The 20,734-nt window shown below is 34.4% G+C and carries 22 protein-coding genes; 17 read left to right on the forward strand and 5 right to left on the reverse strand.

The genetic code is table 11. From position 1 onward, the window contains the following. The first annotated feature begins 32 nt into the window (after positions 1 to 32). The 12 genes from AA80_RS04525 (at position 33) to hisC (ending at position 10,977) form a co-directional block, all read left to right on the forward strand. Positions 33 to 1,616: a CTP synthase gene (locus AA80_RS04525; protein ID WP_103876626.1), complete on the forward strand. Its 1,584-nt coding sequence runs from the start codon at positions 33 to 35 to the stop codon at positions 1,614 to 1,616. 19 nt (positions 1,617 to 1,635) lie between these two features. Continuing rightward, positions 1,636 to 3,081, forward strand: a complete 1,446-nt coding sequence (locus tag AA80_RS04530) for an alpha-amylase family glycosyl hydrolase (protein WP_103876627.1) — start codon at positions 1,636 to 1,638, stop codon at positions 3,079 to 3,081. 37 nt (positions 3,082 to 3,118) lie between these two features. Next, the gene (locus AA80_RS04535) at positions 3,119 to 3,727 is read left to right on the forward strand and encodes a transglycosylase SLT domain-containing protein (RefSeq protein ID WP_103876628.1); all 609 of its coding nucleotides are present in this window, start codon (positions 3,119 to 3,121) and stop codon (positions 3,725 to 3,727) included. Between the two features lie 313 nt (positions 3,728 to 4,040). Next, a complete protein-coding gene (locus AA80_RS04540) occupies positions 4,041 to 4,826 on the forward strand; it encodes an ATP phosphoribosyltransferase regulatory subunit (RefSeq protein WP_103876629.1) in 786 nt (261 codons plus the stop codon). A 5-nt stretch (positions 4,827 to 4,831) separates the two neighbouring features. After that, entirely contained in the window at positions 4,832 to 5,455 is a 624-nt protein-coding gene (gene hisG / locus AA80_RS04545) for an ATP phosphoribosyltransferase (RefSeq protein ID WP_370445633.1), read from the forward strand. Between the two features lie 52 nt (positions 5,456 to 5,507). Continuing rightward, the gene (hisD, locus tag AA80_RS04550) at positions 5,508 to 6,638 is read left to right on the forward strand and encodes a histidinol dehydrogenase (protein ID WP_341805470.1); all 1,131 of its coding nucleotides are present in this window, start codon (positions 5,508 to 5,510) and stop codon (positions 6,636 to 6,638) included. Continuing rightward, positions 6,635 to 7,171: an imidazoleglycerol-phosphate dehydratase HisB gene (gene hisB / locus AA80_RS04555; RefSeq protein WP_103876632.1), complete on the forward strand. Its 537-nt coding sequence runs from the start codon at positions 6,635 to 6,637 to the stop codon at positions 7,169 to 7,171. The genes hisD and hisB overlap by 4 nt, the downstream gene beginning before the upstream one ends. An 11-nt stretch (positions 7,172 to 7,182) precedes the next feature. Beyond that, positions 7,183 to 7,773, forward strand: coding sequence for an imidazole glycerol phosphate synthase subunit HisH (gene hisH, locus AA80_RS04560; RefSeq protein ID WP_103876633.1), 591 nt, complete (start codon positions 7,183 to 7,185; stop codon positions 7,771 to 7,773). 22 nt (positions 7,774 to 7,795) lie between these two features. Continuing rightward, entirely contained in the window at positions 7,796 to 8,482 is a 687-nt protein-coding gene (hisA, locus tag AA80_RS04565; RefSeq protein ID WP_166667748.1) for a 1-(5-phosphoribosyl)-5-((5-phosphoribosylamino)methylideneamino)imidazole-4-carboxamide isomerase, read from the forward strand. Beyond that, the gene (hisF, locus tag AA80_RS04570) at positions 8,482 to 9,240 is read left to right on the forward strand and encodes an imidazole glycerol phosphate synthase subunit HisF (RefSeq protein WP_103876635.1); all 759 of its coding nucleotides are present in this window, start codon (positions 8,482 to 8,484) and stop codon (positions 9,238 to 9,240) included. Before hisA ends, hisF begins: the two co-directional genes overlap by 1 nt. Then, on the forward strand, positions 9,227 to 9,883 hold the full coding sequence (hisIE, locus tag AA80_RS04575; RefSeq protein ID WP_103876636.1) for a bifunctional phosphoribosyl-AMP cyclohydrolase/phosphoribosyl-ATP diphosphatase HisIE: 657 nt from the start codon (positions 9,227 to 9,229) through the stop codon (positions 9,881 to 9,883). The genes hisF and hisIE overlap by 14 nt, the downstream gene beginning before the upstream one ends. Beyond that, a complete protein-coding gene (hisC, locus tag AA80_RS04580) occupies positions 9,880 to 10,977 on the forward strand; it encodes a histidinol-phosphate transaminase (protein ID WP_103876637.1) in 1,098 nt (365 codons plus the stop codon). Before hisIE ends, hisC begins: the two co-directional genes overlap by 4 nt. Positions 10,978 to 11,048: 71 nt before the next feature. Here hisC and AA80_RS04585 read toward each other — a convergent pair whose 3' ends face one another. Both AA80_RS04585 and AA80_RS04590 read right to left on the reverse strand, forming a co-directional pair. Next, positions 11,049 to 12,215, reverse strand: coding sequence for an iron-containing alcohol dehydrogenase (locus tag AA80_RS04585; protein WP_103876638.1), 1,167 nt, complete (start codon positions 12,213 to 12,215; stop codon positions 11,049 to 11,051). Between the two features lie 127 nt (positions 12,216 to 12,342). Then, on the reverse strand, positions 12,343 to 13,443 hold the full coding sequence (locus AA80_RS04590) for an NAD(P)H-dependent flavin oxidoreductase (protein WP_103876639.1): 1,101 nt from the start codon (positions 13,441 to 13,443) through the stop codon (positions 12,343 to 12,345). A gap of 229 nt (positions 13,444 to 13,672) precedes the next feature. On the opposite strand from AA80_RS04590, the gene AA80_RS04595 reads away from it, so the two are divergent. From AA80_RS04595 to AA80_RS04610, 4 genes are read left to right on the forward strand one after another with little or no spacing between them, the layout of a single operon-like run. Continuing rightward, entirely contained in the window at positions 13,673 to 14,644 is a 972-nt protein-coding gene (locus AA80_RS04595; RefSeq protein ID WP_103876640.1) for a cation diffusion facilitator family transporter, read from the forward strand. Positions 14,645 to 14,660: 16 nt separating this feature from the next. Then, complete coding sequence (obgE, locus tag AA80_RS04600) at positions 14,661 to 15,983, forward strand: GTPase ObgE (RefSeq protein WP_103876673.1); 1,323 nt, start codon at positions 14,661 to 14,663, stop codon at positions 15,981 to 15,983. A gap of 15 nt (positions 15,984 to 15,998) precedes the next feature. Further along, on the forward strand, positions 15,999 to 16,553 hold the full coding sequence (nadD, locus tag AA80_RS04605; RefSeq protein WP_103876641.1) for a nicotinate (nicotinamide) nucleotide adenylyltransferase: 555 nt from the start codon (positions 15,999 to 16,001) through the stop codon (positions 16,551 to 16,553). Positions 16,554 to 16,586: 33 nt separating this feature from the next. Further along, positions 16,587 to 17,345 carry an acyltransferase gene (locus AA80_RS04610; RefSeq protein ID WP_103876642.1) on the forward strand — a complete coding sequence of 253 codons (759 nt, stop codon included), beginning with the start codon at positions 16,587 to 16,589 and terminating at the stop codon, positions 17,343 to 17,345. Between the two features lie 54 nt (positions 17,346 to 17,399). Here AA80_RS04610 and AA80_RS04615 read toward each other — a convergent pair whose 3' ends face one another. The 3 genes from AA80_RS04615 to AA80_RS10475 all read right to left on the reverse strand — a co-directional run bounded on the left by AA80_RS04615 (position 17,400) and on the right by AA80_RS10475 (position 18,491). Beyond that, positions 17,400 to 17,588 carry a hypothetical protein gene (locus AA80_RS04615; protein ID WP_103876643.1) on the reverse strand — a complete coding sequence of 63 codons (189 nt, stop codon included), beginning with the start codon at positions 17,586 to 17,588 and terminating at the stop codon, positions 17,400 to 17,402. A gap of 24 nt (positions 17,589 to 17,612) precedes the next feature. Next, positions 17,613 to 18,230, reverse strand: coding sequence for a cyclodeaminase/cyclohydrolase family protein (locus AA80_RS04620; protein WP_103876644.1), 618 nt, complete (start codon positions 18,228 to 18,230; stop codon positions 17,613 to 17,615). Between the two features lie 192 nt (positions 18,231 to 18,422). Next, the gene (locus tag AA80_RS10475) at positions 18,423 to 18,491 is read right to left on the reverse strand and encodes a hypothetical protein (protein ID WP_370445634.1); all 69 of its coding nucleotides are present in this window, start codon (positions 18,489 to 18,491) and stop codon (positions 18,423 to 18,425) included. Between the two features lie 15 nt (positions 18,492 to 18,506). On the opposite strand from AA80_RS10475, the gene AA80_RS04625 reads away from it, so the two are divergent. Next, the gene (locus AA80_RS04625; protein ID WP_103876645.1) at positions 18,507 to 20,681 is read left to right on the forward strand and encodes a sodium-translocating pyrophosphatase; all 2,175 of its coding nucleotides are present in this window, start codon (positions 18,507 to 18,509) and stop codon (positions 20,679 to 20,681) included. Positions 20,682 to 20,734 lie beyond the last annotated feature (53 nt).

Consider the following 20,734-nt stretch of genomic DNA (forward strand, 5'->3'; position numbering starts at 1 on the left):
ATTTTTTCTTAAAAAAGAGGTGAAATAAAATAATGGCTGAAAAATACATTATAGTAACGGGAGGAGTACTCAGCGGTATAGGTAAAGGAGTTGTTTCTGCTTCAATAGGAAGGCTTTTAAAAGAGCTGGGATTAACCGTCAATTCATTGAAAATAGATCCTTATCTGAATGTAGATGCTGGAACTATGAACCCCAACCAACATGGAGAAGTTTTTGTAACAGAAGATGGCTACGAAGCGGATCTTGATTTGGGCCATTATGAGAGATTTTTAGGGATAGAGATGAAGAGTTTCAACAATATGACAGCAGGTCAAGTGTATAAATATGTTATCGAGAAAGAAAGAGAAGGAAGGTATTTAGGAGCTACCGTTCAGATGGTTCCTCACGTTACTGAAAGGGTAAAAGAAAGGATCGAAGAGATAGACACAGAAGTCTTGCTCATTGAAATAGGGGGCACTGTTGGCGATATTGAAGGTGAAATATTTTTAGAGGCTGTAAGAGAGCTGTCTTTCGAGAAAGGTCGAAAAAATTTTATGTTCATACACGTAACTTTTGTCCCTTATTTACATGTTACCAACGAGTTTAAAACTAAGCCAACTCAGCAATCCGTTCAACTTTTAAGAAGAATAGGAATCCAACCAGATATGCTTTTGGTAAGAACGGAAAAAGAGATAGACCTTTCCAGCCTTGAAAAAGTAGCTTTGTTCGGAGGCGTTCCTTTAGACTATGTTGTAAACCTTCCGGATTTAGCAAACGTTTATGAAGTTCCTCAAATTCTTTATGAAAAGAATATTCATACGCTTATTTCTAGTAAATTGAATTTGGAAATATCAAAAGAAGTTGAAGAATTGAGCTGGAAATGTCCTAAAACATTTAAAAACTTAAAAATTGCTATGATTTGCAAGTATTTAGGTACCGATGATGCCTACAAGAGTATAATGGAAAGTGTTTTTTTAAGTGGTGCAAAAAGGCCTGATCTAATCAACTCTGAAGAGCTAGAAGAAATGAGCGAAGAGGAAATCAAAATACTTTTAAGTAAATATGAAGGTATAATTATCCCAGGCGGCTTTGGATCAAGAGGAATCGAAGGAAAGATAAAGGCTATAAAATATTCCCGGGAAAATAATGTTCCTCTTCTTGGGATTTGCCTTGGTATGCAACTAATGGTGATAGAGTTCGCTAGAAATGTTTTCGGATACAAAGAAGCTAATTCAACTGAGTTTGATGAAAATACTCCTTATCCTGTTATTGATTTGATGGAAGAACAAAAAAAAATGCTTAATTTAGGCGGCACAATGAGACTAGGAGCTCAAAATATTGAAATACTTCCCGACACGAAACTTCACAAGATCTATGAAGGGAAAAATTCTATCTTTGAAAGGCACCGACACCGTTATGAAGTTAATTACAAAGATTTCGAGAATATGTTTGAAAAAGGGAAAAATGTTCCTAATAAACTTTCCATATCCGCCGTTACAGATTTCGTTGAAGCTATTGAACTGAGTTCTCATCCTTTTTATATCGGTATTCAATACCATCCGGAATTTAAGACAAAAGTTGGAGATCCGCATCCTATCTTCAAAGCATTTATTGAAGCGATTGAAAAAAACAAATAAATGAAAAGGAGGAAAACAAATGACTTTTTATGAATTGTATTTACGCTCTTTTTATGATTCAAATGGCGACGGTCTTGGAGATTTACAGGGTTTAAAACAAAAATTGGATTACCTGTGTGATTTGGGAATAGATCATGTCTGGCTGCTACCAATTATGAAATCTCCAGCCTTTCACGGTTATACAGTCTCTAATTTTTTCGAGGTTAATCCTGTTTATGGGGATCTAAAAGATTTAAGAGAGGCATTAGAAGAGGGACACAAGAAAGGTATAAAATTCATCCTTGATCTTCCTATTAATCACGTGGCAGTTACATCAGAATGGTTTCAACGCGCACTTAAGGGAGAAGAGCCATACAAAAATTGGTTTATTTGGGCCAACGAGAAGGCTGATTTAGAAGAAAAAAGACATTGGGACGAAAGTAAAATCTGGCAAAAGATAGGTGATAGATATTTTTATGGCATTTTTGGTCCTGCCTCACCTGACCTTAATTTTGAAAGCAAAGAATTATGGGAAGAGATAAAAAGAATTTTTAAATTCTGGTTAGACAATGGTTTTGATGGCTTCAGACTGGATGCCGCAAAACACATTTTTGATTTTGACCTTGAAAAGATGAGGTTCCATTACCAACATGAAAAAAATATCGAATTCTGGAAAGAGATGGTTAGCTATATAAAATCGATAAAAAAAGATGCCTTAGTTATAAGTGAGGTATGGGATGCACCGGAAATTGTAAGAAAGTACGAAGGAATATTCGATATAGGTTTCAACTTCCCACTTGCAGAGGATTTAAAGATGACCTTAAAAAATGAATCACCTCAAGATCTAGTAGAAACATTGAAAAAATGTATGACAGAGTATTTACCAAATGGTAAGGTCCTATCTATGTCAGGTAATTTCTTAACTAATCACGACATGACAAGGATTCTGTCTGACTTAAAAGATGAAAAGAAAGTGAAGTTGGGCTTTTCAATTCTTTACACACTTCCTGGCATTCCCTTTATCTATTATGGTGAGGAAACAGGAATGAAAGGTATTCCGCAAGATGTTAATTTTACAGAAGACAGTCAAGAACCATTTCACTGGTATGAAAATGGTTTTGGGCCTGGTCAAACAGAATGGAAAGGCTTTAAATTCAACCCTCCATATTCAGGTGAATCTGTCGAAGAACAGATAAACCAAAAAAATTCCATTTTAAACACCATAAAAGATTTGATTCGATTTAGAAAGTCTAACCCCTGGATCGATGATGCACGAATTGAGATTTTGAATTTTGACCAAAATATGGTAAAATTAAGGTGTTATAGTCAATTAAATGAATTTATAGCTTATTATAACCTAAAATCTTCCAAATGCTCCGTTTTGCTTGAAAATGGAGATGAATTACTGTCTATTGGAAACAATAAAGCAGTACCAGGTTATGTTGAACTTTCACCTTACGGTGTTTATTTAATCAAAAAAAGTTGAAGGGATCGTGGGGGTCCATTAGAGAGGTGATACAAAAATGCACAAAAAACGATACACTACTATTATAATGCTCTTAACGTTTTCGTTGGCAGCGTTCTCTTTATCCCCCTATGTAAATGTTAACAGTCAAGAAAATGCCAAAGAAGATATAACGATTAAAACCGTTTTATTCGATTTTATTTCATCACAATACAAAGTAGCAGTTGGGAAGGAGATGTCGCAAGATAGGTTGCACTTGCTTGTTTCTTCCATTATGGAGGCCTCAAAATTCTTTGAAATATCTCCGCTGATGATTGCGGCAATAATTGACACAGAAACAAATTTCAAAAATATTATTGGCAGTTACGGAGAAGTAGGTTACATGCAACTCAGACCATCAACCGCACAGTTTGTTGTGAACAAATATTCTGAACTTTTTGAAAGCTTGAACTATACTGAAACAAGTTTAGATTGGATCGAAGATAGGCTTTTAGTAGATCCAAGGTACAACATACTAGTTGGTACAGCCTATTTGAAGTATTTGATGGAAACTCACGGCGATCCTTACAAAGCCATAGGTTGGTACAATGGCGGTGGGAATATTTATTACGCAAATAAAGTAGTCTATAAAATAAACAGAATTGCCATTAGATATCCCATCATTTAAGAATACTATTTGTTTTTTGTTGAGAAAAGTTTATTTGATTGACATTGCCGCAAAAATATGATAAAATTTTGTTAGTTAATTTGAAAATTTATTATAAACGGGGTAAATATAATGTCTAATCTTAAAACAAACATCAATTCAAAAACATTGTTTAATTTAAATATTCATCATCATACATGGCGTGACCGAGTTAACACATGCCATGTATGTTGTTATTTGTAAATCACTGCATACAAGGCTAAGCGTAATAACCGGTCACGATTTCTCGTGACCGGTTTTTTATCTTTTAAAATATAAAAGAAAGGGGTTTAAAATGAAAAAAGATATCTTTGCAGAATCTCAGAAATTATCAAATATTGTAAGCAAAATCAGAACTGTCCTAGTTAAACACGATTTTTATGAGCTGTTTCCTCCTTCTATAACAAAGTATTCCGAAAATTTAATAAAGGGACTAAAATTTGCAGATGGAAGAAATTTTTACCTTTTGAAACCCGATGTGACTTCTTGGCTGATCGACATGGATAAAGTAGAAGAAAAAGAAAAAATCTTTTACATTTCGGAAGTTTTAGATGAAAATTTATCCAATGTTTGGCAGTTCGGATTTGAAATATTAAATGGGAAAGAAATTCAAATCGAAGAAGAGATTCTGCGTTTAACCATCGAAATTCTATCACTGTTGGATATAAAAAATTTCTTTATAGACGTAAGCTCAATAAGGAGTTGGGAGAGAATTTTAAAAGGAGTTCCACAATACAGAGATAAAATTTTAAGGGCTGTTGAGCTGAGAAATTTCGAGATTATTGAAAATCTCCCGTTGGATGAGGAGGTAAAAGTATCCATAGCAACTCTTTTCAATTACAGAGGAAAAGAAACAAACATTCCAAAATTAAACACAATAATTAAAAACCTTAACGACCCCAGAATATACATAGACCTTGGAACAATTAAATACATGAATTACTATGAGGATGTTGTATTTGAAATCTATTCACCGGATAATGGTTACCTTTTAGGCAACGGTGGTCAATACAGGATAAACGGCAAATATTCGTGTGGAATGGCTTTAAATTTGGATATTATAGGAGAGATGATGAGATGACAACTATATCAACAGCATTGCCATCAGGAAGATTACTGGAAGACAGCAAAGACTTTTTAAAAAAGATAGGTATTAATGTTAAAGAACCTGCCCACAGAGAACTTATATCTTATGAAAATGGTTATACCTTTTATTTTCCCAGAGCTTTTGATGTACCTGTATACGTAGAAAATGGGGTAGATATTGGGATATGCGGAAGTGACGTTGCCCTTGAAAGGAGCAACGAAGTTTATATACCATTAGAATTACCTTTTGGTAAATGTAGAATGAGTATCATTTTACCCGAAAACAGAGAAATATCTTTTCAAAAGATGGAAGGCTACAGAATAGCAACCAAATACCCTGAAATTACAAAAAATTTCTTTTCTGAAAAGGGTTTAAAAGTGAAAATACTTAAATTAAATGGAGCGGTAGAATTGGCAGCAAAAACCGGTATAGCGGATGCAATAGTAGATATTGTTGATACGGGAAACACGATACAAGCAAACAATTTAAAAGAAGCATACAAGATAATGGATATCTCTGCGGTACTTTTGGTAAACAGGATAACCCAAAAGACTAAGTTCGATTTTATAAACGATTTAATAAATAAAGCAAAGAAATATAAAAACGAGGAAAATATGAATTAAAACAAATTTCAAAGTTTCTAAAGACAGCATAAAAAAATCGAAGGAGGGAAACATAATGGAATTACAGAACTACGTTTCACAGATATTGGAGGACATAAAAAACAACGGAATGCCTGCAGTAAAAAAGTATTCAAAACAATTCGATAATTATAATGGTGATTTAGAATTAAAAGTTGAAGAATGGAATATCGACGAAGAAATCCCCGCGCAAGATAAAGAAATTATAGAAAAAACGATTCAAAGATTGGAGAATTACCATCTAAAACAAAAAACAGAGGATATTTTTTATTCCAATGAATACAACTCAACTTATGGACTGATTAATAGACCAATAAACAGGATAGGTATCTATGTTCCAGGTGGTAAACCTCTACCTTCGAGTTTGTTGATGGTCGCTATTCCAGCCAAAATTGCAGGTGTAAAAGAAATGTTGATCACTTCCTCTCCAAAAGACGGGGTAATAAACCCTTACATCATCTATATAGCAAAAAAGTTGGGGATAAAAGAAGTTTACAAAATTGGTGGAATTCAAGCTATTGCTGCTATGACATACGGCATCGGTATGAAGAAAGCAGATAAAATATTTGGTCCTGGAAACCAATACGTGAATGAAGCAAAAAGACAGGTGTTTGGAGAAGTTGGAATAGACAGCTTGGCAGGACCATCAGAAATCTGCGTGATAGCAGATGAGACAGCAAAACCAGAATACATTCTAAACGACTTGCTCTCCCAACTTGAACATGGTTATGAATCTAGATCTTTCTTAATCACTACTTCTAAAAAATTATATGAATATTGCCAAAGAGAGGGGATAGAGAGATATCTTTTCAAAAGTATGGAAGATTGTGCAGCTAAAACCAACGAAATAGCGCCTGAGCATTTAGAGATAATGACAAAAGATCCTGAATCAGTACTACCTCTCATACAAAATGCAGGGGCTGTTTATTTGGGAGATTACACACCTGTACCCGCAGCGGATTATTTCTTGGGTGTTAACCACGTACTTCCAACAGGTGGTGCAGCACGTTTCTCCTCGGTTTTGAACCTATCAGATTTTACAAAAAAAATATCCATCGCAAAAGTGAGTAAAGAAGAATTGTTAAAAGAGAGATACTTAGGTATAAGAATGGCGGAAATCGAAGGTATGTACCAACACAAAAAATCTATGGAGGTGAGGAAATGAGAAGAAAAACTGACGAAACAGACATAGAAATCAATTATTCTAAAGAATTATTTGTTGATACCGGGGATCTTGTTCTGAATCATTTATTGAAAACTCTATTCTACTACATGGAAAAGGACGTAATCATCAAGGCAAAGTTCGACCTTAATCACCATTTATGGGAAGATATGGGAATAACAATCGGCCAATTTTTAAAGAATGAAGTGGAAGGCAAGAAGATAAAAAGGTTCGGAACCTCTATATTACCAATGGACGACGCTCTTATACTCGTTTCGATTGATATTTCAAGATCTTATACAAATATAGATATCAACATTAAAGACTCTGAAAAAGGCTTTGACCTAGGCAACTTCAAAGAATTAGTTCTAGGGCTATCAAGGTATTTGCAATCAACTATCCATATGAAGCAAATAAATGGTGAAAACGCTCATCATATAATTGAAGCTTCTTTCAAGGCTTTGGGTAGCGCTTTAAAAACTGCCCTTGAACCAAGTGACAAACACGAAAGTACAAATAGAGTTTACGAAGTCTAGAGGTGGTACATATGCAGAAAATAGTCATATTAAATGGTGGAGTCGGTAACTTTTCAAATGTTCAAAAAGCCGTCGGAGGCATTATTAGCAATGAAATAAGTGACATAAAAACAGCGGATAAAATAATACTACCAGGGGTAGGCTCTTTTGGAATAGTTTCAAACAATATATTTCCTCTAAAAGATTATATATTGGAACATATCGACAAAAACAAACCTTTTCTAGGTATATGTTTAGGAATGCAGCTGTTATTTAAAAGCAGTGAAGAAGATGAAGGCACGGGATTTTCATATTTACCTGGAAAAGTGGTTAAGTTTAAAAATATCAAAGTACCCCACATAGGTTGGAACAGTGTTGAATTTACAAAAGATTATCTGATTTTTCGAGGAATAGAAAATGGAAGTTACTTCTATTTTGTACATTCTTATTACGTAACAACTGAGGAAAAATACATAATTTCATACACAGAATACGAAAGCAGAGGAAAAATTTGTAGATTTGCATCAAGTGTTCAAAAGGAAAATGTATTCGGAGTGCAGTTCCATCCTGAAAAATCAGGCGAAAAAGGTATTAAATTATTAGAAAATTTTAAAAATCTATAACGAGGTGAAGTCTATCAACAACATAAAAATAATACCCGCAATAGACCTTATGAACAAAAAAGTGGTAAGACTCTTCAAAGGTAGCAAAAATGAAATAAAAGAATACGGAGATCCAATCGAAATAGCCAAAGAATTTTCAAAATATGTTGATCTTATTCACATTGTTGACTTAGATGGAGCTTTTGAAGGCATTGTAAAAAATTTAGATGTTGTAAAACAAATAATCCAATCAACTGGGTTGAAAGTTGAACTGGGTGGAGGATTAAGAACCTTTGAAAGCATAAAAGATGCCTACGAAATAGGTGTGAGCTATGTAATTATAGGTACGGCAGCCTTTAACTTAGAATTCTTAGAAAATGTCACCAATGCTTTTAACAATATCACCATAAGTTTGGATGTCGAGAACGGAACTTTAAAAACAAAAGGTTGGTTAGAAAACTCACAAATTACCTTAGAAGATGCTTTTTCTATTTTTAAAAAATACACCAACAGATTCATATATACAGACACAAGCAAAGATGGAACTTTAGAAGGTGTTTCTTTAAACATAAAAAGATTCTGGCAAGATGAAGAAATAATTTATGCTGGGGGCGTAACTAAAAAAGAAGATTTAAAAAAATTGAAAAAAATAGGTTTCAATGGGGCTATAATAGGAAAAGCTCTCTACGAAGGTAAAATCAATTTGCAGGAGTTAAGAGGTGAACAATAATGCTGACAAAAAGAATAGTGGCCGCCTTGGATATAAAAGAAGGAAGAGTTGTAAAGGGGGTACAATTTGAGAATATACAAGACGCAGGAGATCCAGTACAATTAGCCAAAAAATATGAAAAAGATGGGGTGGATGAGATCGTATTCTTAGATATAACTGCATCTAAAGAAAAACGTAATATACTCAAAAATCTTGTTGAGGAGATTGCCAAAGAACTTTTCATTCCTTTCACCGTAGGTGGTGGATTGAAAACGGTAGAACAAATGGTAGAAATAATAAAATGTGGAGCAGATAAAGTGTTTATAAATACAGCTGCTGTTGAAAATCCAAATTTAATTAAAGAAAGTTCAAAAATAATAGGGAGCTCCAACGTAGTGGTAGCGATAGATGCAAAAAAAGATGCTGAAAGCGAGAAGTACTATGTATACACACATGGAGGAAGTAAAAAAACGGATTTAGACGTTGTTGACTGGGCTAGAAAGTGCCAAGAATTGGGAGCCGGGGAAGTGTTAGTTACTTCTATGAACACCGATGGTGTAAAAAAAGGGTACGACTTGAATTTAACCAAACAAATAGTTGACGCTGTAGAAATCCCAGTTATTGCCTCAGGTGGGGCAGGAGAAGTTAAAGATTTTATCGATGTTTTTCAAATCGGTGCAGATGCCGCTCTTGCTGCATCCATATTCCATTTTGGTATCTACAGTGCAAAAGACCTCAAAATTCAATTGAAGAAGGTGGGAATAAATGTTAGATTATGAGCAAATAATAGACAAGTTAGACTGGGAAAAAAACAATGGCCTCATACCTGTAATAGTTCAAGGTCTCGATGGTGACGTATTAACTTTAGGTTATATGAACAAAGAAGCCCTTAGTAAAACTTTAGAAACAGGATATGTTCATTACTACTCTAGAAGCAAAGAAAGGATCAGAATGAAAGGAGAAACTAGCGGGAACTATCAAAAATTGAAAGAAGTGTACGTAGATTGTGATAATGACACATTACTCTTAAAAGTTGATCAAACGGGTCCAGCTTGCCACTTAGGAACTAAAAGTTGTTTTAGAAAAATTGAACATATCGATAAACTACCTGAATCCAATATAGATTACTCACTGGATTTTCTGAACCAATTAAAAGAAGTTATAAAAGATAGAAAAAAGAACCCCAAAGAAGGATCTTACACAACTTATTTGTTTAATGAAGGAAAGGAAAAAATCTATAAAAAGTTTGGAGAAGAAGCTGTTGAAGTTTTAGTTGCTCCAAATAGGGAAAGAACAATATATGAAACCGCTGATATGATTTATCATTTGTTGGTGTTATTAACCTACGAAGGAATAGATATAGGAGAAGTTGTTCAAGAATTAAAAAAGAGACATTCACCAGAGGGAGGTGAACAAAGTTGAAATTCAACCCAATTTTAAAAAGTTTTGAGGAATACAAACCTTCTAATACTTATATCAACGATGGATTCATAGATCTCAGCAAAAATGAAAATCCCTTCGATCTTTCTTTAGACCTTAAAAAGATCTTTTTCCAAAAGATAACAGAAACAAACATAAATCGGTACCCCGAATTAACCGCTGACAACATCAGACAAAAAATAGCGACTTTCTTAAACTCATATTTTTCAAAATATAATATAGATCTTGACATGAACAACATAGTGGTTGGAAATGGAAGTGACGAGACGATATCTTACTTGGTTAAAATCTTTTCTGGAAAGGATGTAATAGTTTGTCCGCCTACTTTTGAAATGTACGAATTTTATTCCGTCCTCAATGGCCTTTCAGTAAAAAAAATCCCTTTGAATACCAATTACGAAATAAAAGACATAGATAAAGCCGCAGATGATCAAACGAGTATGATATTCATCTGCTCACCAAACAATCCTACGGGAAACTTGCAACCCCAAAAAGAGATCTTAAAAGCCTTAAAAACAGGATCCCCTGTAATTGTTGATGAAGCATATGCGGATTTCTCAAAAACAAGCATGATCCAGTATTTAAAAGACTACCCTAATCTTATAATATTAAAAACATTTTCCAAAGCGTTCGGATTGGCAGGTATCAGAGCAGGTATCTTAATAGCCAATGAAGAAATAGTTAAACAAATAATGAAAATAAAATCCCCTTACAGTTTCAACGTATTAACTGAAAAGATGGTAGAAACCTTATTAGAAAATTATAATCTCATTTTAGAAAAAATTGATTACATCATCGAAGAAAGAAATAAGCTTTCAAAAGAGCTTGGAAGAGTTGCCTTAAAAAGTGATGCTAATTTTATACTCCTGGATTTTGATAAAACAGATGGCTTAACAGCTAAAGCTGTTTACAACTACTTTTTAGAAAATAAAATACTTTTGAGAAAATACTCTGGGACTTTAGAAAATAAAATTAGAGTAACCGTTGGAACCAAAGAAGAAAATCAAAAGTTTTTAGCTCTTTTTAAAGAATTAGTCAAAAATTTTGATAAACAGATTAAGACTTACGAACGTTAAAAAGCAATAATAATAAGAATAATAAGAATAAGAATATCCTTAAAAATGGAAAAAGGGCGTAAAGCCCTTTTTTACCTTGCCAATTTTAAGATATTTAGAACATCTTCCTTGTAAAGTTTTACAAAATTACCGACAGGTCCTCTTTCCGTTGCCTTTTGTGCCATTTCTTCGAATCTGTCATCGGGAACTTTCAATTCTTTCAAGGTGATTGGTAATTTTAAATCCTCTTTGTAATATTTTTCAAGTCTATTAATACCCTCTAAAGCGGTTTTTTCTAAGTTAAAGAAATCAGCTTCGACGTTCCAAACATTTACAGCATACCTAGCAAATCTGTTTAAATCGTGCCTATAAACATATTTCATCCAAGCAGGGAATAAAACAGCCAAACCTGCTCCATGTGCAACATCGTAAATGCCACTCACTTCATGTTCTATACCATGAGTTGCCCAGTCTTCTTCCCTTCCGGTTCCTAATAAACCGTTATGTGCAACGGTACCAGCCCACATAATTTCAGCTCTGACGTCGTAATTGTAAGGGTCTTTAAGGGCTAAAGGTGCATTGTGGATTATAGTTCTCATAGTGGCTTCGCTCAACCTATCGGTTAACTCAACATGTTGGGTGTTGGTGAAGTATCTCTCCATTACGTGGGTTAACATATCTACCGCTCCTACAGCTGTTTGAAAAGGTGGTAGAGTATAAGTTAGTTCAGGATTCATTATTGCAAAAACCGGTCTTAAAATATCATAATTTATTGCTCTTTTATACCATCCATCTTCATTTGTAATAACCGATCCCATACTAGCTTCGCTACCAGCAGCAGGTATGGTTAGAATGACACCAACGGGAAGCGCTTCTTTCAAAATTCCCTTCCCTTCGTACAATTCCCACACGTCTCCATCATACTTCATTCCTGCTGCTATGGCCTTTGCGGAATCTATTACACTTCCACCACCTACAGCCAGTATAAAAGTAATATCTTCTTTTTTACATATTTCGATGCCCTTTCTTACCAAACTTAATCTGGGATTGGGTTGAACACCACCCAATTCAACAAACTCAACTCCTACATTTTTTAAAGATTTTACCACTTTATCATACAAACCTGTTTTTTTAATGCTTCCTTGCCCATAGTGAAATAAAATCTTATTGGAATAATTTTTTACCTCTTCCCCAACCTTTTCTTCGGCTTTTTTCCCGAAGATTATTCGTGTCGGACTTACAAATTTAAAATTTAACATAACGCGACCTCCTCTTTTTTATTTTTTGTTGTCTTTAAAATTTTTAAATTTATACTTAGAACCTCTTCGCATGGAATGAATCTTCTCAACTTTTGTGACTAGCTGAACTTGTCACAAATTTCCGTCTCTATGAGCGTTGAGGAGACGGCTCTTTCGCTTTATCTACGTTGATTCCAAAAAGATAGTTTATTACTTCTTGTACCGCTGTAATTTTATCGATTTTGTAACGGTATTGTCCGCTAAAAACAAATCCGTCATTTAAATTCCCCTTTGCCGCGTTAAGCAGCGCTTGGGCTATACAATAAGGAGCATCAACAAAATTACACGTTTTAATACAGTGATAAGGACATTTGAATGGCTTTTTAATCCCTTTTGAAACATCTTCTATAAATTTGTTTTTGATAGCTCTTCCCGGAAGGCCTACGGGACTTTCAATTATTACTATATCTTCTTCTTTAGCATTTATCAAAGCCTCTTTAAATTTTATATCGGCATCACACTCTTGCGTGGCTATAAAAGGAGTTCCTACTTGTATCCCCTTTGCACCTAATGCAAATATTTCATTTACTTTTTCAGGTGTATTGATACCACCAGCAGCTATTACAGGTACTTCTTTATTGTATTCTTTTTTAATTTCCTCACAGAAACCTACTATCTGAGGAACGGTAACTTCGAGTTGAAATTCAGGGTTATCCAGGTTAATCTTTTTAAATCCCAAATGTCCCCCAGCCTTTGGACCTTCCACAATAAATGCATCAGGAATGTACTTATATTTCATCCACCATTTTTTGAATATTATTTGGGCAGCTTTTAAAGAAGAAACTATAGGAACTAACCTTGTTTTAGATTCTTTATCTAGAAATTCAGGTAAACTTAAAGGCAACCCTGCTCCAGATATTATTAAATCTATTCCTTCTTTTATCGATGTTTTCACAAGCTCCTTATAATCAGTCAAAACGGTCATTATATTAACGCCAATTATTCCCTTTGTCTTTTCCCTTGCCTTTCTAATAACATTTTTAAGACCCTCTATATTGGCTTCTTTCACTTTTCTCGTTTCAGGATTTTCGATTAACCCAATACCCGCAGTACCTATTATTCCAATCCCTCCGGCATTTGCTACCGCAGATGCTAAATTATCAAGAGAAATACCAACGGACATACCCCCTTGGATTATAGGCAACTTTGGAACTAAACCATTGATGTTTAAAATATTTATAAGATTCACTCTCCTTTTTTTTGCTCTACACTACTTTTAGTTGCTAGTTGCTTTGGCGTCCCTTCGCCCCGCTCCCTACCCATTTAATTATTCATTTTAATTATATCATAAAAGAACTTTATGTGAAAAAAAATTTCATTTAAAGAATATTACTTGTGGTATAATAAGCAATGCACAGAGGTGTACTGCATTTCAATTTTAACTGATATTCATAGAAGTCAACAAAGGAGAATATTATTTGAAGAAAACACTAAATGAAGAAGCTTTTCAGGTTAATTCAAAAAGAGAAAAATTAGCCGCAAATGTCTCATGGATGGGAATAATAATAAACACGGCCCTTGCTTTTTTAAAATTAGTTATCTCTTTCATTACGGGTAGTATGGCTATTTTAGCTGATGGAATAGATTCAACTACAGATATAATAACTTCGATACTAACTTTAATTGCATCGAAAATCTCAAGTAAGCCTGCAGATGAGAGCCATCCTTTTGGCCATGAACGAGCTGAGACGATAGTTACTAAGGTTTTATCTTTAGTAATTATTTACGCAGGTTTTCAAGTTCTTACAGGTTCCATTCAAAGTATAATAAACCATAATTTTTTAATTCACAGGCCTTATTTAGTACTATGGATTTCTTTGATTTCGATAGTTACCAAATATTTTTTATATAAGTATAAATTCTCCGTCGGAAATAAAATAAGAAATTCTTCTTTAGTGGCCGATGCTTTAAATATGAAAAATGACATCTTAACCTCTTTGTCTGTTTTCATTGGTATAATATTTTACCTTACGTTAAATATAATGTGGGTAGATTCGTTGGTAGCAATTATTGTATCCGTGTTCATATTCAGAGTTGGAATAAAGATGTTCCTTGAAACTTCGGATGAGTTTATGGGCAGTTCAAAAGAGTTAGGGGAAATCTATTACAATACTTTAGAAGCCGTTGAAAAGATTGGTAAAGCTTATAATCCCCATAAAATTAGAGTGAGAAAAGCTGGATATGTCTATTTTGTCGAACTTCATATCGAAGTAGACGAAGACATGACAATCAAAGAAGCTAATGAAATAGCCTCTCAAGTTGAAAGGGAGTTGAAAAAAATAAATCCTTACATAAAAGATGTGATAATCCACGTTGAACCTTTAGGGAATATAGAGGAAGAAGAATTTGGATTCGATAAAAATTCTATTAAAAGGATTTTTGATAAATAAGTGGAGGTGTAACGTTTTGATCGGTGATTTTGTAGATGAAGTGAATATCAAAGTGATTGCTGGAAAAGGAGGCGATGGAGCTGTAAGCTTTAGAAGAGAAAAATACGTAGAAAAGGGCGGGCCAGATGGCGGAGACGGGGGAGATGGTGGTTCGATTATCATCAAATCAACCCTCAATAAAAATACATTGGTAGATTTTAAATACAAGAAAATTTTTAGAGCAAAAAACGGGGAAAATGGTAAAAATAAAAAGAAAGCTGGAAAAACCGGAGAAAATGTTTTGATTGAGGTACCCGTAGGTACTTGTGTCTATGATATTGAAACCAACGAATTACTTTCAGATTTAAAAGCTCCGGAACAATATTTGGTTGTTGCTCGTGGAGGTAAAGGCGGCAGAGGAAATGCGAGATTTGCAACTTCAACTCTACAGGTTCCTAAAATCGCAGAAAAAGGTGTTGAAGGTGAATCTAAAAATCTAAAGCTCGTCTTAAAGATTGTAGCAGATGTCGGCTTGATTGGTTATCCTAACGTGGGTAAATCTACATTAATTTCAAGAATTTCAAACGCCAAAGTAGAAATCGCTGATTACCCTTTTACAACTATAGTTCCAAATTTAGGCGTGGTAAAAGTAGACACAGGTTATTCTTTCGTGGTAGCTGATATCCCCGGACTTATAGAGGGAGCACATTTGGGAAAAGGTTTAGGAGATCAATTTCTAAGGCACATTGAAAGATGTTCTATTTTGGTACATCTTATAGATATATCTTGTTTTGAAAGAGATGATCCAGTAGAGGATTATATAAAAATTAGAAAAGAATTAGAGTCTTTTTCTCATATTCTTTCTAAAAAGAAAGAGATCATAGTTGCAAATAAGATAGATACTATACAGAAAGACACCCTGGAAAAAAGATTAGTAGATTTCAAGAATAGAACGGGTAAAGATATTTTCCCAATTTCCGCTTATACCGGTGAAAACATTAAAGAGCTCATAACTATGGTATGGAATCATATAAGTAAAGAAAAAATTGAGCAACAAAAGTCTTTCCAAAAAAGGTTGAAATCCATTGTAACAGAAAAAATAAAAATACAACCCGTCAGCTATGAACCCGATCCTTATATAAAAATCAACGTTATAAAGTGGGATAATGAAACATTTGAAGTTGTGGGGGACGGCGTTGAAAAGTTGCTAAGCAGATACGATATCCATCAAAAAGATTCTCGTCTATTAATTTTAAATACATTAGAAAAAAACGGACTGAATAAAATTCTAAGAAATGCGGGAGTTAAAGAAGGAGATACGGTGTACATTGGAAATTTCGCTTTTGAATACATTCCATAAGAAAAGGTGTTTGCCATGTTGATGCTTTTTGGCGGTAGTTTTAACCCTCCTCATATAGGTCATAGAATAATCGCTGAGATAGCTTATGATGAATTTAAACCTGATAGATTTTTAATAGTACCTTCTAAAAATCCCCCACATAAGAGCATAGATTTCATAGCAAATTTCGATAAGAGGTATTCTTGGTGTGAGATGGTTTTTTTTGAACATTATTTCGAAGTAAGCGATATAGAAAATAAACTGCCCTCACCGTCATACACAATCAGAACCATCGAATATTTATCGAACTTTGATAAAAATATTTATCTTTTGATAGGCGAAGACTCCCTTAAAAACTTTCACAAATGGTATAAATGGGAAGAAATATTGAAGAAGGTAAAATTAGTAGTCTATCCTAGATACTTTGAAGAAAAAAAACCAGACAGTGTAGATTTTGAGTATGTGAAATTGGAAAGTCCTATCGTTGAAATCTCATCAACTGACATCAGACAAAGGATTAAAAAGGGAAAAACCGTTAAAGGTTTGGTAGACGATAAGATAATAAAAGAAGTTTTAAAAGAGTTTTCTTAAAATTATTTTTTATACACCTAAGGGGGCTAAAAAATGTCTTCTTATATAGCCAAAAGCGCTAAAATTGATAATAACGTTCAAATAGGTTACAACGCTATAATTGAAGAAAATGTTGTTATTAAAAAAGGTACTATAATAGGAAATAATGTAATAATAAAAAAAGGTAGTATTATTGGAGAAAACTGTACAATATCAGATAATTCTATAATAGGGAAATCTCCTCTTAAAGCTAAAAATTCTGCCATAACAGAAACAAAAACTTTTTCTCCTATAACTTTGGGCAATAATGTCATCGTGGGAGCATGTTGCATCTTATATAAAGGTACTAAAATATCAAATGACGTTTTTATTGGAGATTTGACGAGCATAAGAGAAGATGTAGAAATTGGAGAACATACTATCATCGGAAAAGGCGCAACAATAGAAAATAAAAGTAAAATAGGTAGTTACGTAAAGATAGAAACAGAGGCTTACATTACGGCCATCTCTACAATAGAAGATTATTGTTTCATAGCTCCAGGAGTTACCTTTACCAACGATCAATTTTTAGGAAGAACAGAGAAGAGAAAAACGCTTTTCAAAGGTCCAATTATCAAAAAGGGGGCAAGAATAGGAGCTAACGCCACAATATTACCAGGAAAAATAATTGGAGAAGATGTGTTGGTTGGCGCCGGAAGCGTGGTTACTAAAAATTTGGAACCAAAAAAAATATACGTCGGTGTTCCCGCCAAAGAGATTCGAAACGTACCAAAAGAGGAATTGTTGGAAAATCAAACTTATTTTCACCCCTAAATCCTTTTCAAATGAGTTTCATAAAATATGGCCGGTAGAGAACCGGCCAATTTTTTATTCGTTCTCTATTTCTTCCAACTGTTTTTCAATTTGCTCTAACTCTTGGTTAATCCTTTCCCATTCTTTTTCAAGAGATTCATCGTGTTCATGAGGACCCATATACTTTTCTATAGATTTCTTTTCTGCTTCTAAAGTTTTCTTTTTTTTCATTAATCCTTCTCTTAAATTTTCTCTTTCATCCATTATGTTCCACCCCCTTTTTTAAAATTATATATTAGCTTTGGATAGTAGTCTTAATTCAAGGGTGTTTGCTTCTCCCTCAATTTTTTCAATTTGACTGTTGATGTCTCTTAGAAAATCTTCGTCTTTAATCGATGGGAGATTTATTTTTACATTGTATAATCCACCATGAACAGCTACTTTAGCCATTATAAGCGAAATAGCAGCATCGCTTTTAGCCATTTTATAACCCTTTTCTATTATAACCCCTGAAAGTTCCATGAGTTCTAACCCATCTTTGGCTATTTGTAGAGGAACAAGGGTGGCTTTTTTTGTTTTTTCTTGGATTCTTTCATTTCTGACTCTTTTCTCTTTTTCAGTACTCTTTGGAAGTTTTAATGCTTCTACCACCTCGTTGAAAGCTTCTGCATCTTCCTCCATGAGTTGAAGGAATTTGTCTCTATACTCTTCTAACTTTACTTTCACATTTTTCATTTCTTTTTCAACTTCTTCGTACTTTTTTTTGCCGATAGTTAAATTTGTTACCATGCATCCCAAACTAGCCGCAATAGAACCCGCTAATGCTGCAGCACTTCCACCTCCAGGAGCAGGTTCGTTGGACGAAAGCTTTTCTAAAAATTCTTTTAAGCTCATATCGGATAACAAATAAAACTCCTCCTTTTTGTGATATTTAACACAATATACATATCAATTTTTCTTATAACTTCTGTTCTTTGGTATATATTTTATCAAAAGTAATTTGAAAAACAATAAATACGATTTGGAGGATATATCCTTCTAATTGTTTCTAAAGTCGTTTAATTGCTCCTAATCACATTTAATTGGTATTTTTAAACCTTATTTTTTTTGAATAAAAAATGATATAATAAAATGGGGTATTATGTTATACTTCAAATCTAACAACACTTCGGAGGTGAAACAGTGGGTAGTCTATGGATTTTGGCAGTAGTCCCTGTTATTGCTTTAATTTTTGCAAGTGTTAACTTTAGACAAGTCGTTGTATTAGATGAAGGTACGGAGAGGATGCAACACATTGCAAAGGCTATTAGAATTGGTGCTTCCGCCTTTGTTAACCATGAGCTTAAAGTATTATCAATTTATGGTATATTTATCGCTTTAGCTTTAGGTATCGTGGTAGAATGGTATGTTGGAATCGCTTTTGTAATGGGAGCTTTTTTTAGTGCCCTAGCAGGATACATAGGTATGAAAATAGCTACTTACGCTAACGTCAGAGTTAGCAATAAGGCTCGAACAGAGAAAAGTATAGGAAAAACTTTAAAAGTTGCATTTCAAGGCGGAAGCGTTATGGGACTCAGCGTTTCTGGATTGGCTCTATTAGGTTTATTTTTAGTATACATTATTTTTGGAAATTGGCTGGGACAGCTTTCTGCAGAAAATTTGGTAATCAAAGTCAACTGGTTGGGAATAAATTACATTCCTTTCACTATGACTGTTTCAGGATACGCTCTTGGATGCTCAATAATCGCTATGTTTGATAGGGTTGGAGGAGGAGTTTACACAAAAGCTGCGGACATGGGTGCAGACTTAGTTGGAAAAACAGAATTAGCTCTGCCGGAAGATGATGCACGAAATCCCGCGACTATCGCTGATAACGTCGGAGATAACGTTGGAGATGTTGCAGGACTTGGAGCTGATTTGTTGGAAAGTTATGTAGGTGCCGTAATTTCATCTATAGTTCTAATACTGTATTCTTATTTCCTTTTGGGTCCTCAAAATCTTTCTCATGATACTACCATGAGATTAACTTACTATCCGATACTTTTTATATCACTAGGATTAATTTCTTCGATGATTGGCATATTATACATAATCTTAAAAAAGCCTTCTGATGATCCCCATAGAGATTTAAATTTCTCTTTGATGACATCAGCATTTTTAACTTTAATTATAACTTTTTTTCTTAGCTTTTTCTACTTGAGAGGCATTAGTGTCACTGAATTTCAAAATATCGGTTTCAGATTAGGATACTTCTCCCCTTGGTTGGCTGCTGTTATAGGTATAATAGACGGTATTTTTATGGGTCTTATAGCGGAATATTACACTAACGATGCATACCATCCCACAAAGGAATTAAGCGAATTCGCTAAGGGTGGTCCTGCTATTGTCATTACAAAAGGATTAGCCTTGGGAATGGAAAGTGTTCTACTGCCTGTTTTCCTTTTGATGTTAGGAATCCTTGTGTCCTTTGAAATAGCAGGGTTATACGGTGTAGCAATGGCTGCTATGGGTATGCTTTCTTTCGTTGCAGCAACCGTTTCAGTTGATTCGTACGGTCCAATCGCAGATAATGCTGGTGGGATAAGTGAAATGTCAAATTTGCCACCAGAGGTTAGAGAGATAACCGATAAACTAGACTCTGTAGGGAACACAACGGCTGCTATAGGTAAAGGTTTTGCTATCGGTTCCGCTGCTTTAGCGGCATTAGCACTCTTTGCATCTTTTATTTATTCTCAAGCAGGTCCTGGAGATGGAGGAGTAGGGCATTTAGAAAGTATCTTGATCTTGAACATGATAGATTCAAGAACAATAGCCGGAGCTATTTTTGGTGCAGCGTTGCCTTTCTTTTTTAGTTCTTTTCTAATAAATGCCGTGGTAAATGCTGCTAACAAGATGGTTGATGAGGTAAGAAGACAGTTTAGAGAAATACCTGGATTGATGGAGGGAACTGCAGACCCAGATTACGAAAGATGTATCAGGATTAGTAGCGAAGGTTCTCTAAGTCAAATAAAATTCCCGGCTCTCATTGCCACTTTAACACCTATAATTTCTGGACTTTTACTTGGTCCAAACTTCGTAGGAGGACTTTTGATAGGTACTACTCTTAGTGGTGTTATGTTAGCAATATTTTCTGCTAATTCTGGAGGTGCATGGGATAACGCTAAAAAGAGAATAGAATCTGGTGGAGTCGAAGGAGAAGGGAAAGGTACTGATGCCCATAAGGCAGCAATCGTGGGAGATACAGTTGGGGATCCACTGAAAGATACCGTTGGTCCCTCGCTTGATATACTAATCAAGATTATGTCAGTAACGGCACTTATAACCGTTTCAATCTTTAAAGTTTACCATCTCTTTTAAAAACTAAATCCCGAGGTTATTAGACACATGACCTCGGGATTTTTATTTTAAAA

This window comes from Petrotoga sibirica DSM 13575 (assembly GCF_002924625.1).
Classification (GTDB): domain Bacteria; phylum Thermotogota; class Thermotogae; order Petrotogales; family Petrotogaceae; genus Petrotoga; species Petrotoga sibirica.

Coding starts and splice junctions, on each gene's coding strand:
- nadD (WP_103876641.1), top strand. CDS start 15,999: ATGTTGATGCTTTTTGGCGGTAGTTTTAACCCTCCTCATATAGGTCAT.
- AA80_RS04585 (WP_103876638.1), bottom strand. CDS start 12,215: ATGTTAAATTTTAAATTTGTAAGTCCGACACGAATAATCTTCGGGAAA.
- AA80_RS04610 (WP_103876642.1), top strand. CDS start 16,587: ATGTCTTCTTATATAGCCAAAAGCGCTAAAATTGATAATAACGTTCAA.
- AA80_RS04615 (WP_103876643.1), bottom strand. CDS start 17,588: ATGGATGAAAGAGAAAATTTAAGAGAAGGATTAATGAAAAAAAAGAAA.
- AA80_RS04530 (WP_103876627.1), top strand. CDS start 1,636: ATGACTTTTTATGAATTGTATTTACGCTCTTTTTATGATTCAAATGGC.
- hisIE (WP_103876636.1), top strand. CDS start 9,227: ATGTTAGATTATGAGCAAATAATAGACAAGTTAGACTGGGAAAAAAAC.
- hisB (WP_103876632.1), top strand. CDS start 6,635: ATGAGAAGAAAAACTGACGAAACAGACATAGAAATCAATTATTCTAAA.
- hisF (WP_103876635.1), top strand. CDS start 8,482: ATGCTGACAAAAAGAATAGTGGCCGCCTTGGATATAAAAGAAGGAAGA.
- AA80_RS04535 (WP_103876628.1), top strand. CDS start 3,119: ATGCACAAAAAACGATACACTACTATTATAATGCTCTTAACGTTTTCG.
- hisH (WP_103876633.1), top strand. CDS start 7,183: ATGCAGAAAATAGTCATATTAAATGGTGGAGTCGGTAACTTTTCAAAT.
- AA80_RS04525 (WP_103876626.1), top strand. CDS start 33: ATGGCTGAAAAATACATTATAGTAACGGGAGGAGTACTCAGCGGTATA.
- AA80_RS04540 (WP_103876629.1), top strand. CDS start 4,041: ATGAAAAAAGATATCTTTGCAGAATCTCAGAAATTATCAAATATTGTA.